Annotated in this window: 22 protein-coding genes; 11 read left to right on the top strand and 11 right to left on the bottom strand. The window is 71.8% G+C overall.

Annotated elements, in window-relative coordinates:
* Positions 1–120 precede the first annotated feature (120 nt).
* A complete protein-coding gene (locus ACWD38_RS14850) occupies positions 121–2151 on the top strand; it encodes an AAA family ATPase (RefSeq protein WP_450124237.1) in 2031 nt (676 codons plus the stop codon).
* Here the strand turns inward: ACWD38_RS14850 and ACWD38_RS14845 are convergent.
* From ACWD38_RS14845 to rpmB, 7 genes are all read right to left on the bottom strand, one after another.
* Complete coding sequence (locus ACWD38_RS14845; RefSeq protein ID WP_450124236.1) at positions 2148–3308, bottom strand: hypothetical protein; 1161 nt, start codon at positions 3306–3308, stop codon at positions 2148–2150. The genes ACWD38_RS14850 and ACWD38_RS14845 overlap by 4 nt on opposite strands.
* A 176-nt stretch (positions 3309–3484) precedes the next feature.
* A complete protein-coding gene (locus ACWD38_RS14840; protein WP_184476562.1) occupies positions 3485–4975 on the bottom strand; it encodes a GGDEF domain-containing protein in 1491 nt (496 codons plus the stop codon).
* A 74-nt stretch (positions 4976–5049) separates the two neighbouring features.
* On the bottom strand, positions 5050–5718 hold the full coding sequence (gene bluB / locus ACWD38_RS14835; RefSeq protein WP_184476564.1) for a 5,6-dimethylbenzimidazole synthase: 669 nt from the start codon (positions 5716–5718) through the stop codon (positions 5050–5052).
* A 328-nt stretch (positions 5719–6046) separates the two neighbouring features.
* Positions 6047–6286, bottom strand: a complete 240-nt coding sequence (gene rpsR, locus ACWD38_RS14830; RefSeq protein ID WP_184476567.1) for a 30S ribosomal protein S18 — start codon at positions 6284–6286, stop codon at positions 6047–6049.
* Between the two features lie 5 nt (positions 6287–6291).
* Positions 6292–6597 carry a 30S ribosomal protein S14 gene (gene rpsN, locus ACWD38_RS14825; protein ID WP_184476569.1) on the bottom strand — a complete coding sequence of 102 codons (306 nt, stop codon included), beginning with the start codon at positions 6595–6597 and terminating at the stop codon, positions 6292–6294.
* Between the two features lie 29 nt (positions 6598–6626).
* The gene (gene rpmG, locus ACWD38_RS14820; RefSeq protein WP_184476571.1) at positions 6627–6791 is read right to left on the bottom strand and encodes a 50S ribosomal protein L33; all 165 of its coding nucleotides are present in this window, start codon (positions 6789–6791) and stop codon (positions 6627–6629) included.
* Complete coding sequence (rpmB, locus tag ACWD38_RS14815; RefSeq protein WP_184476573.1) at positions 6791–7027, bottom strand: 50S ribosomal protein L28; 237 nt, start codon at positions 7025–7027, stop codon at positions 6791–6793. Before rpmB ends, rpmG begins: the two co-directional genes overlap by 1 nt.
* 86 nt (positions 7028–7113) lie before the next feature.
* Between rpmB and mrf the strand changes: the two genes are divergently transcribed.
* The 9 genes from mrf (at position 7114) to ACWD38_RS14770 (ending at position 15758) form a co-directional block, all read left to right on the top strand.
* Positions 7114–8373 (top strand): ribosome hibernation factor-recruiting GTPase MRF, encoded by a 1260-nt coding sequence (gene mrf, locus ACWD38_RS14810; RefSeq protein WP_450124235.1) that lies wholly within the window; start codon positions 7114–7116, stop codon positions 8371–8373.
* Between the two features lie 100 nt (positions 8374–8473).
* Positions 8474–8725, top strand: a complete 252-nt coding sequence (locus tag ACWD38_RS14805; protein WP_184476575.1) for a type B 50S ribosomal protein L31 — start codon at positions 8474–8476, stop codon at positions 8723–8725.
* Positions 8726–8737: 12 nt separating this feature from the next.
* Positions 8738–8890, top strand: coding sequence for a 50S ribosomal protein L32 (rpmF, locus tag ACWD38_RS14800; RefSeq protein ID WP_184476577.1), 153 nt, complete (start codon positions 8738–8740; stop codon positions 8888–8890).
* A 194-nt stretch (positions 8891–9084) separates the two neighbouring features.
* Positions 9085–9780 carry a response regulator transcription factor gene (locus ACWD38_RS14795; protein ID WP_184476579.1) on the top strand — a complete coding sequence of 232 codons (696 nt, stop codon included), beginning with the start codon at positions 9085–9087 and terminating at the stop codon, positions 9778–9780.
* Complete coding sequence (locus tag ACWD38_RS14790) at positions 9777–11180, top strand: sensor histidine kinase (protein WP_343071170.1); 1404 nt, start codon at positions 9777–9779, stop codon at positions 11178–11180. The genes ACWD38_RS14795 and ACWD38_RS14790 overlap by 4 nt, the downstream gene beginning before the upstream one ends.
* 370 nt (positions 11181–11550) lie before the next feature.
* Complete coding sequence (locus ACWD38_RS14785) at positions 11551–12396, top strand: DeoR family transcriptional regulator (RefSeq protein ID WP_184476581.1); 846 nt, start codon at positions 11551–11553, stop codon at positions 12394–12396.
* Positions 12393–13469: a galactose-1-phosphate uridylyltransferase gene (gene galT / locus ACWD38_RS14780; RefSeq protein ID WP_184476583.1), complete on the top strand. Its 1077-nt coding sequence runs from the start codon at positions 12393–12395 to the stop codon at positions 13467–13469. Before ACWD38_RS14785 ends, galT begins: the two co-directional genes overlap by 4 nt.
* 160 nt (positions 13470–13629) lie before the next feature.
* A complete protein-coding gene (locus tag ACWD38_RS14775) occupies positions 13630–15066 on the top strand; it encodes a S1C family serine protease (protein ID WP_246456652.1) in 1437 nt (478 codons plus the stop codon).
* Positions 15067–15257: 191 nt separating this feature from the next.
* A complete protein-coding gene (locus ACWD38_RS14770; RefSeq protein WP_184476585.1) occupies positions 15258–15758 on the top strand; it encodes a MogA/MoaB family molybdenum cofactor biosynthesis protein in 501 nt (166 codons plus the stop codon).
* A 72-nt stretch (positions 15759–15830) separates the two neighbouring features.
* Here the strand turns inward: ACWD38_RS14770 and ACWD38_RS14765 are convergent, their stop codons facing one another.
* The gene (locus ACWD38_RS14765; protein ID WP_450124234.1) at positions 15831–16202 is read right to left on the bottom strand and encodes an antitoxin; all 372 of its coding nucleotides are present in this window, start codon (positions 16200–16202) and stop codon (positions 15831–15833) included.
* A gap of 188 nt (positions 16203–16390) precedes the next feature.
* On the opposite strand from ACWD38_RS14765, the gene ACWD38_RS14760 reads away from it, so the two are divergent.
* Complete coding sequence (locus tag ACWD38_RS14760) at positions 16391–16579, top strand: hypothetical protein (protein ID WP_184476589.1); 189 nt, start codon at positions 16391–16393, stop codon at positions 16577–16579.
* A gap of 17 nt (positions 16580–16596) precedes the next feature.
* Here ACWD38_RS14760 and mscL read toward each other — a convergent pair whose 3' ends face one another.
* The 3 genes from mscL to ACWD38_RS14745 all read right to left on the bottom strand — a co-directional run bounded on the left by mscL (position 16597) and on the right by ACWD38_RS14745 (position 18450).
* Positions 16597–17088 (bottom strand): large conductance mechanosensitive channel protein MscL, encoded by a 492-nt coding sequence (mscL, locus tag ACWD38_RS14755; RefSeq protein WP_184484620.1) that lies wholly within the window; start codon positions 17086–17088, stop codon positions 16597–16599.
* A 90-nt stretch (positions 17089–17178) separates the two neighbouring features.
* Complete coding sequence (locus ACWD38_RS14750; RefSeq protein WP_450124233.1) at positions 17179–17901, bottom strand: hypothetical protein; 723 nt, start codon at positions 17899–17901, stop codon at positions 17179–17181.
* 198 nt (positions 17902–18099) lie between these two features.
* Positions 18100–18450, bottom strand: a complete 351-nt coding sequence (locus ACWD38_RS14745; RefSeq protein ID WP_450124232.1) for an FmdB family zinc ribbon protein — start codon at positions 18448–18450, stop codon at positions 18100–18102.
* Positions 18451–18549 lie beyond the last annotated feature (99 nt).

Here is an 18549-nt window from a genome sequence, read left to right as displayed (position 1 = left end):
TCGCCGGGCGACAGCAGGGAGTGGTGAAGCGGCCGTTGGTGATCGAGTGGTCGCGTATGGTGAGGTGATCGTCACTGGAGAGCCGAGCCGGCCGTGCCGATGCGGTCTGGGGGAGTGGGCATGGGCAACGAGAACCGCGGCGACGTCGAGCAGCTCATCCAGGCAGGGTCGATCGGGCAGGTGCACGTCCACCAGCGGGTTCCGGTGGCGTTGCGCGCGGAGGAGATGCCGCCGGGGCAGGCCGGGTTCGTGGACCGCGAAACCGAGCGCGCCGAGCTGGATGCGGCGGTGGCTCGCAGCGGGGACTACCCGGCCTGCGTGCTGGTCACCGGGCCGCGGGGGTCAGGGAAGACGGCACTGGTGCGGCAGTGGATGCACGAGTCTTCGCAGGTCTTCCGGCACGTGGTCCGCATCGATCTGCAGGATCGGCCCGCGTCGAAGCAGCGGGTGATCGAGCACTGCCTGCGCGCCTTCGGGCTGGAGGTGCCCGTCGACGCGGACTCGGCCGAGGGGCGGTTCCGCAGCTTCACCCGCGAGCACGACGTGGCGCTGGTGCTCGACAACGTGGCGGCACCAGCGGAGTTCCTGCCGTTGGTGCCGACCTCGGCCAACGGCTTGCTGGTGCTCATCGGGTGGCGGCAGTGGCCGGAGCTCGTCGTCCGGGGCGTGGTTCCGCTGGGGTTGCGGCGGCTCGACGCGGAATCCGGTGTGGAGCTGCTGCGCGTCGGGGCCCGGGAACGGGTGGACGACGAGCCGGAACAGGCGCGGCGGCTCGTGGAGCTGTGCGGCGGGTTGCCGATCGCGCTCCGGATCACCGCGGGCCTGCTGGCGAAGCGGCCGGGGCGCGCGTTGGCGCGGGTCGTGGCCGACCTGGAAGGCGAAGGGCGGCTGGAGAAGTTCATCGAGGACGGTGTGCCGGTCGTGCTGGAGCACTTCGAGCAGGTACTCGCCGCGCTCACCGAGCGGCAGCGCGAGCTGTACCGGTCGCTGGGGCACGTGCCCGGGCCGACCTTCTCCGCCGAGGTCGTCGCCGCGCTCGCCGAGATCTCCTCCGACGACGCCGAAGACCTGCTCTACGACCTGCACGACGCGAACTTGCTGGAGTGCACCGACCGGGGCGAATACCGGTTCCACGACCTCGTCCGCCTCCACGCCGCACGGTTGCGCGGTGAGGACGGCGGCGCGCTGCGGCGGCTCGTGGACTGGTACCGGGCACGGGGTGCCTACGCGGACCGTGCCGTCATGGAGCCGGACCGGCTGCGGATCGGGCAGGACGACCCGCTGGTCGCGGGGCCGCAACCGTTCACGCGGGACGCCGCGCTGGCGTGGCTGGAGCGGGAGCGGGTGAACCTCGTCCACGTCCTCGCCGCCGCTTTCGAGCACGGGTGGGACCGTGCGGTGATCTCGCTCTGCGACAGTCCGCTGTGGACTCTGCACCACCAGCACAAGTACTACGCGGACATGGTGCCCGCGCTGGAGCTCGGCGTAGCCGCGGCCGAGCGGTGCGGTGACGCCGTCGCCGAGTCGCGGCTGCGCACGCTGCAGACCCAGCTCCTGCTGGAACTGCGGGACTTCGCGGCGGCGCGGCGATCCGGTGAACGGGCGCGGACGCTCGCGGAGCAGGCCGGGCACCGGCGGGTGCTCGCCTCGGCGCTGGAATTCCTCGGCAAGGAGCGGGCCGCGGTGCAGGACTGGGACGGGGCGCTGGCGCTGTTCGCGCAGTCCCGGGAGATCAACCTCGAACTCGGCAAACCCCGTGCCGTCGCGCTGCAGGAATACCTCATCGGGCGGTCGCTGGTCGGGCGGGGAGATCCGCGGGCTGCGCTGGAGGCGTTGGACTCCGCGCGGCACCGGCTCCGGGAGTTCCCGAACGATCGGCGCACGCCCGGCCGCATCCGGGTCGTCGCCGCACGCGCGCACCAGGCGCTGGGACGGCACGCGGAGGCGATCGAGGAACTGCGCGTCGCCGAAGCCGGGATCCGGGCGGGCGGCGGAGGACACGACCTGGCCGAACCGCTCGAACTGCTCGCGAAGTCCTTGCGCCACAACGGGAACGAGGCCGCGGCCCGGGACGCGTTGGCGGAGGCGGTCGACATCCTGGAGACCGAGCACGACCCGGACGCCCCGCGCCTGCGCGCGCTGCTCGACTAGTCGAGCCAGGGCTGCGGGGTGAACGGGGTGACCGGTTCCGGGGCGGCCGGGAACGCGGGTTCCGGCAGGCCCAGCCGGTCGTAGAGGACCGCGCGGAGCCGGGACACCGCGTTCAGCGGCGGCAGGAAGGCCCGCGCCTCCAGGTCCTCGTGGCCGGGGACCGGTGTCGCGCCGTCCACCTGGCGCACGAGATCTCCCGCGCGCAGCCGCCGCGCTCGCGCGCCGAGCTCCGCGATCGGCGTGCCCGGCGCGACCTCGGTGTCGCCGAAACCCGCCGACAGCAGCGGTTTCCCGAGCGCCGCCGCGTACAGCGCCAGCGAACCGTGGTCGGCCACGACCACGTCCGCGGCCACCAGCGCAGCGCGCCAACCCCGCTGCGGCGGGACCACGACCAGCCCCGCCCGCCGCGCCCGGCGGGTCCACTGGCCCAGCTGCCACGTGCCGTGCCGGGACCAGACGTTCGGGTGCAGCACCAGCACGACCTGCGAATCCGGGAACATCGCGGCGAATTCCGCGGGCAGCTCCGGGTGGCGGGCGAACAACGAGTGCGGGCCCCAGGTCGAACTGATCAGCACCGTCCGCCGCCCGCCCAGTTCCGCGCGGTAGTGCTCGCGCATCGGCAGGCTCGCTCGGAGCCGGGCGTAGCAGGGATCGCCGACGACGATCGCGCGCTCGGCCGCCTCGGGGCAGGAATCGCGCAGCAGCGCCAGCTGGTTCTCGTGCGAGAGCGCCAGCACCTCCGGGACCACTCGGCCCCCGTGCAGCAGCTGCTCCGGCGACAGACCGGAAATCCCCCGCGCCACACCCGAATCCGTCGGGCGGAGCTTGTGGTAGCCCGCGCCGTGCGGGAGCGTCAGCACCGGGACGTCCAGCTCGTGCAGGGCGCCGTTGCTGCTGGGGGAGATCGCCAGGTCGACGTGGTCCTTCGTCGCGTCCCGCCACGGCAGCGAACGCATCCGTGCCGCGTCCAAGTGGTCCTGCAGATCCGCCTCGAACTCCGAACCGGCCGCGACGGTGAAGCGCGCCTCCACGCGGAAATCGTCCGCGAGCACGGCGAAGACGTCGTGCAACCGGTCCAGCGCGGTCAAGGTGCGGACCACCCCGAGCACCCGGCGGCGAACCGGGATCGTGGACCAGCGATCCGCCCGCTCAGCCACGACAGCCCCCGCTCCGGGACTCCGGGACTCCGGGACTCCGGGACTCCGGGACTCCGGGACTCCGGGACTCCGGGACTCCGGGACTCCGGGACTCCGGGACTCCGGGGCGGATTGTCCACGCGTGATCGGGGAGTCCGCGTCGGGGGCGGCGTCGGCGGCGGGCACGGCCGCCGATCCTAACCGCCCTGGATCTCCGGCCGGTCCTGCTCCGGATCTCCCCGGTCGATCTCCACCCGGTTCCGCCCGGCCCGTTTCGCCCGGTACAGCGCGATGTCCGCCGCCGCGAACAGGTGGTCCAGCTTCGCGGGGCCACCGGCGACGCCGATGCTCACCGTCGGCGGCTGCCGGGTGCGGCCCAGCACCAGGCGCCAATCGTGCCGGTCCACGGCCGCGCGGATCCGTTCCGCGACGACCGGGCCCGCATGGCGGGGATCCTCCGCGTCGTCCACCAGCAGCACCACGAACTCGTCCCCGGCCCAGCGGCAGAGCAGGTCGTCCGCGCGGCACTCCCGTCGCAACAAGTGCGCGACCTCCTGCAACGTCGCGTCGCCTGCCGCATGACCTGCAAGATCGTTGACATCCTTGAACCAGTCCACGTCGAGCAGGACCAACCACGGGATGCGCCCCTGGGACGCCGTGGTCTCCAGCAGGACCGGCGCCTGGCGCTGCAGGCCGAGGCGGTTCACCAGGCCCGTCAGCGGATCCCGCACCGCGGCCTCCTGCGCGGCCGTCGCCATCCGCTGCGCCTGCACCGCGACCCGCCGCTGCTCCAGCGCCTGCCCCAGACCCTCCTGCAAGGTCTCCACCGCGATCCCGCTCGCGCGCACCGTGCGCCGCAGCGCCGCCGCCTCGCCCACCGCGTCGCCGAGCTGCACGCAGATCGCGGCCAAGTCCAGCGAATACCGCATCATCTGCATCGTGTCGCCGATGCTCTCGGCGTTGTCCAGCGCGCGGCTCGCGAAGGTCCGGGCCTCGTGCAGATCGCCCTCGTCCCGGTGGACCACGGCCAGCACCCAATTGGCCACCGCCATGCAGAACCAATCGTCGGTCTGCTTGCTCAGCTCCAAGGAACGCCGGGCCAGCCGGTCCGCCTCCGGCAGCCGGCCCAGCCCGGCCAGCGCCCGCGCACCGCCCGCGAGCGCCACGCGCTGCAGCTGGCCCTTGTCGACGACCAGCAGCGCCTCGTCGAACAGGTCGCGGGCCGTGGTGAACAGCCGCTCCGCCGACTCCACGTCCCGCGCCACCGAGCGGAAGATCAGCGCGCTGGCCTGGCGGACCAGGCAGTGCGCCAGCGTCTCCGGATCACCGGCCTTGCGCGCCACCTGCACGGCGAGCGTCATCAGCTCCAGCGCGGAGGCGCGGTGCCCGATCGTCTCCAGCAGGTTGCCGAGGATGCTGATGGTCTGGGCCGCCGACTTGCCCGCGGGCTGGTCGGAATCCAGCTCCGTCCAGCCCTCCGCTGCCAGTTCGAGCGCCTGCGGGATCCGGTTGAGCCGCCAGGACAACCACGCCCGGTGCACCAGCACCGTCGCCCGGTTCCACTGCTCGCCCACCCGGTTCACGCCGGTGGCGATGAGCTCGTCGAAGGCCACGTCGGCCTCGTGCAGCCGACCGGAGTCCAGCAGCAGCCGCACACGACGATCCTGCGCGGGGATGTGCCCCGACATCAACGAATCATCCTGTCGCACGGCGTCTCCGAGATCGTGTCCCTCGTGCCCCGTTCCCCGCGTCCTGCTACAGGCTACCGGGGCTCGCCGCGCCGGTACTTGTCGTGATGGACCACGTCCTCCAGCGGAGCGCGCCGCCGCCAGCCGTGTCGTTCGAGGTCAGGGGTTTCCGCGAGGGCGTCGACGGGACCCACGCAGAGCCACGCGACCGGCCGCACGCCGCTCGGGATGTCGAGCAGGCGGCGCAGGAAGTCCTCCCGGTAGAAGCTCACCCAGCCCACACCGAGCCCTTCGGCGGTCGCGGCCAGCCACAGGTTCTGGATGGCCAGGCAGACCGAGTACAGGCCGGCGTCGGCGATCGCGTGCCTGCCCAGCACGGCGGGGGAGCCGCGGTCCGGGTCGTAGGTGACGGCGATGCCCAGGCCGGATTCGACGATGCCCTCGACCTTGATCTTCGAGAAGGTGTCGGCGCGCTCGCCGCTGAGCTCGGCGGCGAACACGCTGCGTTCGGCGAGCACGTGTTCGCGGAAGGCGCGCCGGGTGGACTCGTCGCGGACCAGCACGAAGTCCCACGGCTGGCTCAGGCCCACGCTGGGCGCGCTGTGGGCGGCCGTCAGCACCCGGTGCAGCACGTCGGCGGGGATCTCGCCGCCGGTGAACTCGGAACGGACGTCGCGGCGGCGCGCCAGCACGTCGTAGAGGTCGGCCGCGGGCATCGGGTCGGTGGATCGAGCGGTGGTCATTGGCTCGATCCTGCCGTGCCGTCCGCTCCGGGCGTGATGGTGGGGAGCACATCGGGACGGGTCGTGACCCGCTGTGCACGCGGCGGCACCCGCCGGTCCACGGGACGGTGACCGGCCGCCTCGACCATGGCGGAAACGGCGGTGGACGAATCCGCCACCTGTGGACGACTCGCGCAATTTCACGAGAAATCGAAAGCCCGCCACGCCGCCATGATCGACTCACGGAGGTCGTGCGCTGGGGTGATGGCTGATCCTGGCGCGTTCCTTTGCCGGGCCTCCCGCAATTTCTCGCGAAATTGCGGGAGGCCCGCTCGGGGGTCCGGTGGGGTCAGCGCTTGGCGGGGCTCGGGTAGGGGAGCAGGGCCATCTCGCGCGCGTTCTTGATCGCGTTCGCGACTTCCCGCTGCTCCTGCATGGTCAGCCCGGTCACCCGGCGCGATCGGATCTTGCCGCGATCGGAGAGGAACTTGCGCAGCAGCGCCGCGTCCTTCCAGTCCACCTGGACGACGCCCTCCTTGCGCAGCAGGTTCTGCTTGCGGCGGGGTGGTCTGCGGTCGTTGGTCGCCACGGTGATCACCAGCTCGACTTGGTCACGCCGGGCAGCTCGCCGTGGTGCGCGAGCTGGCGCAGGCGCACTCGGGAGAGCCCGAACTTGCGGAAGTACCCGCGCGGCCTGCCGTCCACGGCGTCGCGGTTGCGGACGCGGGTCGCGCTGGCGTCGCGCGGCTGGCGGGACAGCTCCGCCACGGCGGCGTCGCGCTGCTCGGCGGAGCTGCCCGGCGCGGAGATGATCCGCTTGAGCTCCGCGCGCCGCTGGGCGTGCCGGGCCACGATCACCTTGCGCTGCTCGTTGCGGGCGATCTTGGACTTCTTGGCCACCTGGCCTCCTTCGGGGTAGTCGGGCGCGCTCAGCGCTCCTCGCGGAACTCCACGTGCCTGCCGAGGACCGGATCGAACTTGCGCAGGCGCAGGCGGTCCGGGTTGTTCCGGCGGTTCTTCCTGGTCACGTAGGTGAATCCGGTGCCGGCGGTGGAGCGCATCTTGATCACCGGGCGGATGTCGTTGCTCGCCATCAGACGCGCTCCCCTCGTGCTCGCATCTCGCCGACGACGGACTCGATGCCGCGCTTGTCGATGGTCTTGATGCCCTTCGCCGAGACCCGCAGCCGGATCCAGCGGTTCTCCGAGGGCAGCCAGTACCGGCGTTGCTGCACGTTGGGCAGCCAGCGGCGGCTGGTGCGCACGTGGGAGTGCGACACCTGCTTGCCGTAGCCGGGCTCCTTCCCGGTCACTTGGCAGCGGATTGACACCTGAGCCTCCTGGTAACGACAGTCGTTTTCATTAAGGGTACCGTGTCGGCACAGCAGATGAAAACCGTTCCCGATTGGGGCCGCAGGTGGGCAACAGAACCGAACCGTCCCGGACCGCCCGAGTGCCGTTGATCATGGTGGCCGGGCTCCACGAAGAGCACGTCGCGGCGACCGCGGAATCCGCCCGCGCCACCGACCCGCAGGGCACCGCCGTCGTGCACCACGACCTGCGCGAGGTCACCGGCGGAGTCGTCCGCCGCCACCTCCGGCAAGGCGACTCCGAACAGCTCACCGTGCTCGAACTGGCCCACGGCTGCGTCTCCTGCACGCTGCGCGAGGACTTCCTGCCGCTGCTGCGCAGGCTCGCCGCCGCCCCCGACGTGCGGCGCATCGTCGTGCGCCTCGACCCGTCGCTGGAACCCGAGGCGATCTGCTGGGCCATCGAGCACGTCGTCGTCGACTCCGCGCCCGTGGCCGAGGACGTCGAAGTCCAGGCCGTCGTCACCGCCGTCGACCTGCCGAGCTGGCTCACCGACGCGGGCGGCGACGAACCCCTCTACGAACGCGGGCTCGCCGGCAGCCCCGACGACGAGCGCACCGTCGCGCAGGTCGGCGTCGGGCAGGTCGAATTCGCCGACGCCGTCGTGCTCGCGGGCGACGCCGACCGCTGGCAGGCCGTGCGCAGCGAAGCCGTGCTGCACCGGCTCACCCCGGCCGCGCCGTTCGCCGCGCTCGCCGGGCTCGACCTGCCCGCGCTGCTGCGCCGCGTCCCGGACAACGCCCGGCGCGGCGAGGTCGACGGCGCGCACGGGCCGCTGCTGCGCGGGCAGCCCCCGCTCGACGACGAGGCCGGGGTCTCCGTGGTCGTCTTCGAGCAGCGCCGCCCGTTCCACCCCGAGCGCCTGCACGACTCGCTGGACGTGCTGCTCGACGGAGTCGTGCGCACCCGCGGCCGCGCCTGGGTCGCCAGCCAGCCGGACACCGCGCTGTGGCTCGAATCCGCGGGCGGCGGTCTGCGCGTCGGGCACGCCGGGCCGTGGCTGGTGACTCAGAGCCCCGAGCAGTGGGCCGAAGTGGACCCGGAACGCCAGGTCAAGGCCTCGCTGAACTGGGACGACTACTACGGCGACCGGCTGCAGGAGCTCGTGGTCATCGCGCACGAGGCGAAGCCCGGCGACATCCGCGACGCGCTGCTGGCTGCGCTGCTCACCGACGAGGAGCTGGCGCTCGGCGAGGCCGCGTGGCGCGACTTCCCGGACCCGTTCGGGGAGTGGCACGAGGACCCGTGCGCCGAAGACGAACCGGAACAGGCGCCCGCGTCGCGCGAACGCGGCGGCGACCGGTGAGAACCCGCACGGCGGGCATGAGCAGGCGGTGCCGCGGGGTAGTCCCGGCACCCGAGCCCGCTCGGGCGAGCAAGGTCGTCCCAGCACGAGGAGGAGACACGTGAAACCGAACATCCATCCCGAGTACGGCCCGGTCGTGTTCCAGGACCGCTCCACCGGAACCCGGTTCCTGACCCGCTCGACCGCGACGTCGGAGGACACCGTCACCTGGGAGGACGGCGAGACCTACCCGCTGATCGTCGTCGACATCACCGCCGACTCGCACCCGTTCTGGACGGGGAACCAGCGAGTCCTCGACAGCGAAGGCCGCGTCGAGAAGTTCCGCCGCCGCTACGGCAACCGCACCCGCTGAGGAGAGCACCGCATGGCAGTTCCGAAACGCAAGACGTCCCGCAGCAACACCCGGCACCGGCGCTCGCAGTGGAAGGCGACCGCTCCCGAACTGGTGCCGATCGTCGTCGACGGAGAGCGCAAGCTCGTCCCGCGCAACCTGATCCGCTACTTCCAGCAGCGGTGAGAAGCCGTCGCGCCGGTGTTGCCCGGTGGCCTGCTCGCAACGTGATCGCGGGCAGGCCACCGGGACGTCTCCGTTGACGGGGCGGGCGGCGAAACCGCTGGTGCGGCTGGGAGTCGAGTCACATCCGGGCGGGTCCGGGGCGCGTTGAGGCCCGTTCTCAGGTCCTTCTCAGGGCTTCGCGCAACACTGTCCGCATGCGCATCCTCGTCGTCGACGACGACCGGGCCGTGCGCGAGTCGCTGCGTCGCTCGTTGCAGTTCAACGGCTACCAGGTGGAACTCGCCGCGGACGGTCAACAGGCCCTGAACTGGCTGGCCGACCAGCGGCCGGACGCGATGGTCCTCGACGTGATGATGCCGCGCCTGGACGGCCTGGAGGTGGCGCGCAGGTTGCGCAGCACCGGCGACGACCTGCCGATCCTGGTGCTCACCGCCCGCGACGCCGTCTCCGACCGGGTCGCCGGCCTCGACGCGGGCGCAGACGACTACCTGCCGAAACCGTTCGCGCTGGAAGAGCTGCTGGCCCGGCTGCGCGCCCTGCTGCGCCGCGCCTCCCCGGCCGAGGACGACGGCTACGACAGCCCGCCCGCGCTGCACTTCGCCGACCTCGACCTCGACCCCGGCACCCGCGAAGTGCGCCGCGGCGACCGCCCCATCAGCCTCACCCGCACCGAGTTCGCGCTGCTGGAACTGCTGATGGCGCACCCCAAGCAGGTCCTCACCCGCAGCCGGTTGCTGGAGGACGTGTGGGGCTACGACTTCCCGACCTCGGGCAACGCCTTGGAGGTCTACGTCGGATACCTGCGCCGCAAGACCGAGGCCGAAGGCGAACCCCGCTTGATCCACACCGTGCGCGGCGTCGGCTACGTGCTCCGCGAGACCCCGCCGTGATCGAATCCGCCCCGCCACCGCCCGAAGCGAGCCCCGGCCGCGACCGGTTGCAGCGCATCTCGCTGCGCAACCGGGTCACGCTGCTGGCGGCGATGTGCGTGGCCGGAGCCGTCGCGCTCGTGTCGCTCGGCGCGTTCTTCACCGTGCGCGACAGCCTCTACGAGCAGCTCGACGACAGCCTGCTGCGCCGTGCCGTCGAAGCCGAAGCCGGGCCGCTGATCAGCGCTCCCGCAGGGTTGCAGGGCGTCCCCGTGGCGTTCTACACGGCGGCGAACCTGCAGATCAGCGTGCTCTATCCGAACGGAGCGGAGCTGGCGCCGGGCAAGCGGCCGCCGTCCGGGGCGCTGGAACTGGCCGTGGCGCAGGGGAAGCTGCCGAAGTCCATCCGCACCGACGACGCCACCAACAGCCGCATCGTGGCGGTGCCCGCGGACAACGGGGCGCTGGTCATGGCGCAGTCGCTCGCCCCGACGAAGGCCACGCTGGCGCAGCTGAGCCTGGTGCTGGTCGTGATCGGCGGGGCGGGGATCTTGCTCGCGGCCGCCGCGGGCACCGCCGTGGCCAGCGCCGGGCTGCGCCCGGTGCAACGGCTCACCGCGGCCACCGAACGCGTCGCGCTGACCGGGGATCTGCGGCCCATCCCCGTGTCCGGGGACGACGAGCTCGCCCGGCTCACCACCTCGTTCAACGACATGCTCGGCGCGCTCGCCGAATCGCAGGAGCGGCAGCGAAGACTCGTCGCCGACGCCGGGCACGAGTTGCGCACGCCGCTGACCTCGTTGCGCACCAACCTGGAACTGCTGATGGCCGCCGCGCAGCCGGGGGCGCCCGCGCTGTCCGAACAGGACCGCGAGGAGATGTTCGAGGACGTGCGCGGGCAGATCACCGAGCTCTCCGCGCTCGTCGGCGACCTGGTCGAACTGGCCAGGGAGGACGCTCCGCAGGCCGTGCACGAACCGGTCGAGCTCGTCGACGTGGTCGAACGCGCGCTGAACCGGGCGCGCAGGCGCGCGGGTCCCGTCGAGTTCGACGTGCGGTTGCAGCCGTGGTCGATGATGGGCGACGCCACGGCGCTGGAACGCGCGGTGCTGAACCTGCTGGACAACGCGGCGAAGTGGAGTCGCGACGGCGGCACCGTGCGGGTCGGCATGCACTCCGACGGCGCCGGCTCGGTGGTGCTGGAGGTCGCCGACAGCGGGCCGGGCATCGCCGAGGCGGATCGGCCGCACGTGTTCGAGCGGTTCTACCGGTCGTCGCTGGCGCGCACGCTGCCCGGCTCGGGGCTGGGGCTCTCGATCGTCAAGCAGGTGGCGGAGCGGCACGGCGGTAGCGTCTGGGCCGGTGCCGCGCCGGAGGGCGGCGCGCTGCTGCGGATGATCCTGCCGGGGCACCTGGCGTGATCCCGCCGCGGTCCCGGCGGGAGGTGTTCGACCCGGTCGTGGGCGCGGACTGCTCCGGCCGGAGGTGGCGAGCGGCTGATCGGCGGCGCCGGTGGTGACCTGTTTCGCGGGCGTTGGTGCCTGCGTGTGATCCTCGTACCGTCCGGAAGGGTTCATTCGGAGCAATCTGCCCGAAAATCCAACAGCATCGAACACATTTGGTGATCACTTTCGGTGGATACCCCGATTTTCCCGGTGAGTCATTGCGGGTAGTGTTGGTTCATGTTGACTTGACGAGTCAAGTCAGCAGCATCCTCACGAACAGGATGCGCACCGACGCAGTGCCCGCCCGATGACGAGCGGTCCGGGCCGGCTGGATGGGACGGGTGGAGTGCTCGCACGCCAACGCCAGGAAGTGATCCTCGACGAGGTGCGGCGCACCGGCGCCGTCCAGGTCAGCGAGCTCGTGCTGCGCCTGGGCGTGTCCGACATGACCATCCGGCGCGACCTCGACGCGCTCGCTCGCCAAGGGCTCGTCGAGAAGGTCTACGGCGGCGCCACCACCACCCTCGGCCGCAGCACCGACGAGCCCGGCTTCGAAGCGAAGTCCGTGCGCCAGCTCGCCGAGAAGGAAGCCATCGCCCGCGCCGCGGCGAGCCTCGTGCGACCCGGCACCGCCATCGGCCTGTCCGCGGGCACCACCACCTGGACCCTCGCCCGGCACCTCGACGACATCCCCGACCTGACGGTCGTGACGAACTCCGTCCGCGTCGCCGACGTGCTCCAGCAGCGCGGTCGCACCGACCGGACCGTGGTGCTCACCGGCGGCGTCCGCACCCCGTCGGACGCCCTGGTCGGTCCGGTCGCGGTGCAATCGCTGCGCGCCCTGCACCTGGACCTGGTGTTCCTCGGCGTGCACGGGATGGCGCCGCGCGCCGGGTTCACCACGCCGAACCTCAACGAGAGCGAAACGAACCGCGCACTGGCCGAAGCGGCCAGCAGGCTCGTGGTGGTCGCCGACCACGCGAAGTGGTCCACGGTCGGCATCTCCACCATCGTCGACTTCGCCGAAGTCGACGTCCTGATCAGCGACGACGGCCTGCCCGCCGACGCCAGGCAGCTGCTCGCCGAGCAGGTGCACGAGCTCGTGATCGCCGAATCGGTGCTCACCGCGGAATCCGCAGCAGACAAGCCCGGCCCCGAACAGGCCGGCAGCGATCAGGAGGCCGCGCGGTGAAGCGCACCGTCCGGGAACTGGCCGACGGCAGGCAGATCCTCTACTACGACACCGATCCGGCGAGCGCGCGCGACGCCGTCGACGGGCGCGACCTCCCGTCGCGGCCACCGGTCTCCGAGATGCGGCGGGATCCGCTGACCGGCGAGTGGGTCGCGATGGCCGCGCACCGCCAGACCCGCACCTACAAGCCCCCGGCCGACCAGTGCCCGCTGTGCCCGAGCACGCCGGGCAGGCTCACCGAGATCCCCGAGGCCGATTACGAGGTCGCGGTGTTCGAGAACCAGTTCCCGTCCTTCGCCGCCGCCGAACCCGATCCGTCCGCAGTGGACGGAATGCCGATGGTGCCGACCGGGCGGGCGCGCGGGCGCTGCGAGGTCGTGTGCTTCACCTCCGACCACAACACCTCGTTCGGCCAGCTCACCCCCGCCCAGGTGCGGACCGTCGTGGAGGCGTGGGCCGACCGCACCGCCGAACTCGGCGCGACACCCGGCGTGGAGCAGGTCTTCTGCTTCGAGAACCGGGGCGAAGAGATCGGCGTGACGCTGCACCACCCGCACGGGCAGATCTACGGGTACCCGTTCGTCACGCCCAAGACGGAGCGGATGCTGCGGACCGCCGAGGACTACCGGGCGCAGCACGGCAGGCCGGTGCTCGGCGACGTGCTCGCGGCCGAACGCGCCTCCGGCCGCCGCGTGATCGTGGACTCCGAGCACTGGACCGCGTACGTGCCCGCCGCCGCCCGCTGGCCCGTCGAAGTGCACGTCGTGCCGCACCGCCAGGTGCCCGATCTCGTCGCCCTCACCGACGCGGAACGCGACGACTTCGCCACCACCTACCTGGAAGTGCTGCGGCGCCTCGACGGCCTCTACGACCGGCCGCTGCCCTACATCGCGGCCTGGCACCAGGCCCCGGTCCGGACCGGCCGGGACCTGTCCTGGTTGCACCTGGAGCTGTTCTCGGTGCTGCGCTCCGCGGACAAGCTGAAGTACCTCGCCGGATCGGAATCCGGCATGGGCGTGTGGATCAACGACGTCACGCCGGAGCAGGTGGCCGACCGGCTCCGCGCGGTGTGAACCACCGGGCCGCCGGGAGCGCGCGCTACGCGCGGTGAACGGCGGCCGAAGCCGAGCTCCCGTCCGGGGGACGTGTCGCGGGGGAGTTGTCGATATTTCGTCGGCCACTCCACAGGCGGGTCTCAGGCGGTTCTCAGCTGAATGCCCCAAAGTGGGGAACATGAACGACGAGCCCCAGCGCGGCTCGGGCGAACCGTCCGAGGACCCGCGGCAGCAGGCAGACAGCAGCGGAACGGCGCACCTTCCGCAGGCGACCGGCGACACGCCGCCTGCCGGGGCGTTCGACGGATCCGCCACCGCCCAGCAGGCCCACCCGTACGGTGATCCGGCGTACGGGCAACCGGTCCAGCAACCCGGTGGCCACGCCGCGACGCAGCAGCAACCCGGCCCCTACGGGTACGAGCAGCAAGGAATCGGCGGCGCCCCCGGCGGGCAGTACCCGCACATGGGCGCCCCGCAGCAGCACGGCTGGTACCAGCAGCCGATGGGCGCGGTGCCGGTGCAGGAGAACCGCGCGGGCAAGCGCACCGGCCTGGTCGCCACGGCGCTGGTCGGGGCGCTGGCCGTCGGTCTCATCGGCGGTGGCGTCGGCGGCTTCGTCGGCTACCGGCTCGGTTCCTCCGGCTCCGAATCGCAGGCCACGAGCCTCGAACAGCAGCCGCCCGCGCGCAGCGCCAGCGTCGCCCCGGAAGGGTCGGTGCAGGGCGTGGCGCAGAAGGTGCTGCCGAGCGTGGTGCAGCTGCAGGTGCAGAGCGCGCAGGGATCCGGCGAGGGTTCCGGGATCGTGCTCAGCCAGGACGGCTACATCCTCACCAACGCCCACGTCGCCGAAGGCGCCGGTCAGGGCAACTTGACGGCGCTGTTCCACGACAACCGGTCCGCCTCGGTCCGGGTCGTCGGATCCGACCCCAAGTCGGACCTGGCCGTGGTCAAGGCCGACATCACCGGGCTGACGCCCGCGGAGCTGGGACGGTCGGACGATCTGCCGGTCGGCTCGCCCGTCGTGGCGATCGGTTCGCCGTTCGGGCTGTCCGGCACGGTCACCAGCGGCATCGTCAGCGCGAAGGACCGGCCGGTGCGGGCCGGCGGCCAGAGCGGTGACCAGTCGAGCGTGCTCAACGCGCTGCAGACCGACGCCGCGATCAACCCCGGCAACTCGGGCGGCCCGCTGGTCGACATGGACGGACGGGTCGTCGGCATCAACTCGGCCATCTACAGCCCCGGTACCGGGCAGGAGCAGGGCGGCTCGGTCGGCCTCGGCTTCGCGATCCCGATCGACCAGGCGCAGCGCACCGCGAAGGAGCTCAAGGACACCGGCTCCGCCACCCAGACCACGCTGGGCGTGCGCATCACGAGCGCTCGGGAGGGCGGCGCGGTCATCGCCGACGTCGTGCCGAACGGTCCGGCGCAGGCGGCGGGGATGCAGAACGGCGAGCGGATCACCAAGTTCGACGGCCGGTTCATCGAAGACGCCGACGCGCTCGTGGCGACCGTGCGTTCGCACCAGCCGGGGCAGAAGGTCCAGGTGACCTTGACCGGCGCGAACGGTGGCCCGGAGCGGACGGTCGACGTCGTGCTCGCCGGCCAGAAGGGCTGATCGACCACCCGGCCGCACCGGCGGCCATCCGCACGGCCCGTCGGGCCGCGGTGACAAGGAGAACGCGACAGATGTCCGAACGGAACGGTCATGTCATTCCGCACCGGCCCCACCAGGACCGAGCTCGGCTGGTCGAGCCCGGCGGGTCACTGGATCTCCCCCCGGAGCTGCTTGCCACTACGGTGAACGGCATGGAACGCAGCGCGCAGCGGCTGGGACGCGCCCTGGTGGTCGTGGTGGACGACCGGGCCGCGCAGGGCGAGCAGGAGGACAGCATCGGTCCGCTGGTGACCGAACTGCTGGAGGAAGCCGGATTCATCGTGGACGGAACCGTCGCGGTGGCCGGGGAGACGGTGGACATCCGCAACGCGCTGAACACCGCGGTGATCGGCGGCGTGGACGTGGTCATCACGGTCGGCGGCACGGGCGTCTCGCCTCGGGACGTCACACCGGACGCCACGTCCGGCGTGCTGGACATGCCGGTGCCCGGCATCGCCGAGGCGTTGCGGGCGTCCGGGCTGGCCGCGGGAGCGGTCGACGCCGGGGTCTCGCGCGGGCTCGCGGGGGTGTCCGGCAGCACGCTGGTGGTCAACCTGGCCGGTTCGCGGGCCGCGGTCCGCGATGGGATGGCGACGTTGTCGCCGCTGGTCACGCACGTGATCGAGCAGCTTTCGGGGCTCGAACAGGCCTGATCTCGGCATCGGGAGAACGGTGGCGGCGCCCGGCACGGGTGCCGCCACCGTCGTGTCCGGTGCTGCGTGCGGTCAGGCCGAGGGCGTCCCGGTGCCGCCGGGGCCGTCGGTGTCCGGCTTGCGCGGCGTCTCACCGGGCTGAGCAGTCCCGGACTGGCCCGTGCCACCGGAGCCGGTGGAGCCAGGGCCGGGGCCCTGCTGCGCGGTGCCGCCGGAGCCGTCCGCGGTACCGCCGGAGGTCCCCTCGTCGCGCTTGAGCACGCCTTCGACCTTGCTGCTCACGTTCTCGATCTGGTCGTGGTACTTGCCGCCGGTGGCCTTGTCCAGCTTCGACTTGGCGGCGTCCAGCCCCTTCGTGGCGTTCGGACCCGCTTTGTCGGCGAGTTCGCCCGCCTTGTCCTTGGCCTGGTTGGCCAGGTCCTTCGCCTTGTCCATGAAGCTCATCCGCTGCCTCCAGGTGGCTTTGCCGCTGTCGGCGGCCGGAACGCCGCGGTGCCGCACGCGGCCCGAAGCCGCGGGCGTCCGCGCGCCCCGGCCGCCACCGGGAAATCCCCGGGTGCGGCATCCATGGTGGCACCACGATCTTGACGGAGGAAGCGAGCCGTGGCGTCCGTCGTCCGCTCTTCCCCGAGATGGGGGACGATGGCGGGGTGACGGAAACCGAACGGCAGCGCAGGCGCCGCCTGGCCGAGATCTTCGGCGAGGTGCTCCCGCAGACCACCTCCGACGAACGATCCGAGGGGCCGGACCGGCGAGAGGGTGATCAGCGGGAGACCGACCGCTGGTACCGGGAGAACCGGCCGCCGCACCACGGCGGCTGACCCGCCCGGACGGTGGCTCAGTTCTTGCTGGCGTCGCCGTTCGCGGACTTCGCGGTCACCGAGGTGCTGGCGGTGGCCGTGCTGTCGTCGACCTCGGACAGGCCCTTCACCATGGGCAGGCCCTGCTCGCGGCGCAGCAGGTCGCGGATCTCCAGCAGCAGCTCCACGTCGGTCGGCTCCGACTGGCCTTCTTCCTTGCCCTTCTTGCGGCGCTCCTGGATCTTCTGCATCGGCATGACGAACAGGAAGTACACCACCGCGGCGGTGATCAGGAACGTGATGATCGAGTTGATCACCACGGCGAAGTCGATGATCGAGGCGTCGTTGCCCGCGCGGATCTGGAACGACAGCCCGGTCACGTTCGACCCGCCGGTCGCGGCGATCACGGGCTTGATGACGCTGGTCGTGACCGCGGTGACCAGGGCGGTGAACGCGCTGCCGACGACGACCGCGACCGCGAGGTCGATCACGTTGCCTCGCATCAAGAAGTCCTTGAAGCCCTTGAGCACGGCATACTCCTTCATTCGTCTGGAAGTGCCCGAGACCGTCCCGAGCGGGTGGAACCGCGGAAGCCGATCCGGAGGCATCCCTGCGGCTGCTCAGCGGAGGGTAACGGTCACCGAATGGATCAATGACGCTCCGGCCACTGCTGGCGCCCGCTGCTCCGGTATCCCGAGCAGCACGAGTCGTCCCTGGTCCGGGCGGCTGCCCGTGGTGCGCACGGCGAGCACCGGCGCTCGCTCCGCCAACACCGAGCCGCCGGCGGAGCCCTCCGGATTTGTGACCAGGTCCACTCGAACGCCGGGATGCAGCAGGTCCGCCACGCCGGGATCGGCGAGCCGGACGGGCACCGCGACCTGTCCGGGCTCCGGTGGTGCGCCCGCGGGCCCGGTGTCCGCGGGCTCGGTCGTGACCGGTTCGGCGCCGGTGAGCCGGACGTCGGCCCCCGGCTCGCCGGACCGGCCGGTGGGCAGCACGGCGAGCACGCCGGCCAGCACGAACAGCGCGGCCGCGGCGATGCGGCGCGCGAGCAGCGCGCGGGTCCCCCGCGGTGGCGGTGGGCCGGGCAGCAGCGCGCCGATCCGCTCCCGCAGGTTCGGCGCGAGCGAGCGGTCCTTGCCGCGCCCGGCTCGGGCGCGGGCTCGCGGGGCCTGAATCCGCTGCGCGGAATTCGGAGGATCCGGTGGTCTCTCGCGCCATGCGAATTCAGCGCGTTCCGCGCGCGGCGAATCGGTGGAATCGAATGAATCGGTCGTCCGCGCGGATTCCTCCGGCAGTGCGTTCTCGGATCCGCCGCGCCTGGTTTCGTGCCGCCCGCCCATGGCTCCTCCTCGTCGTCGACCAGCTGTGATCGACGTTAGGGGAGGTCGCGAGCGGCGGACAGGGTCAAGTTCGGAATCTGTGGATGGATCGGCCGCCTGTGGACAACTTCGAATCCGAAGCCTGAAATTTGCCACTAATGCAGAAAAATCGCCGACCGCGAGTGCGGTCGGCGATCTCGTGGATCCAGGTGGAACGGCTCAGGAGGCCGCCGCGGTGGTCGAGGACGAACTCGACGACGACGAGCTCGACGACGAGCCGGAAGAGGAGCTCGACGAGGACGAGGAGTCCCCGGACGAGCTCGACGAACCGGAGCTCGTCGACTCGCCGGACGACGAGGACGTCGACGACGAGCCCGAACCCGAATTCGAGTTCGACCGGTTGTCGGTGCGGTAGAAGCCGCTGCCCTTGAACACGATGCCCACCGCGTTGAACAGCTTCCGGAGCCGACCGGTGCACTGCGGGCACTCGGTCAACGAGTCCTCACTGAAGGACTGCACCGTCTCGAAACGGTGATCGCATTCAGTGCAGGCGTACTGGTAGGTGGGCACGGCCGTCAACCTCCGGGCGTCATCGTGTTGGCACTCGAATGAACAGAGTGCCAGCACGATGATGCGTCAAACGAGGTGCCCAGCGCAAACACTCTTAGG

The organism is Saccharopolyspora sp. NPDC002578 (assembly GCF_053592695.1).
This window is presented reverse-complemented; position numbering and strand designations above follow the sequence as displayed.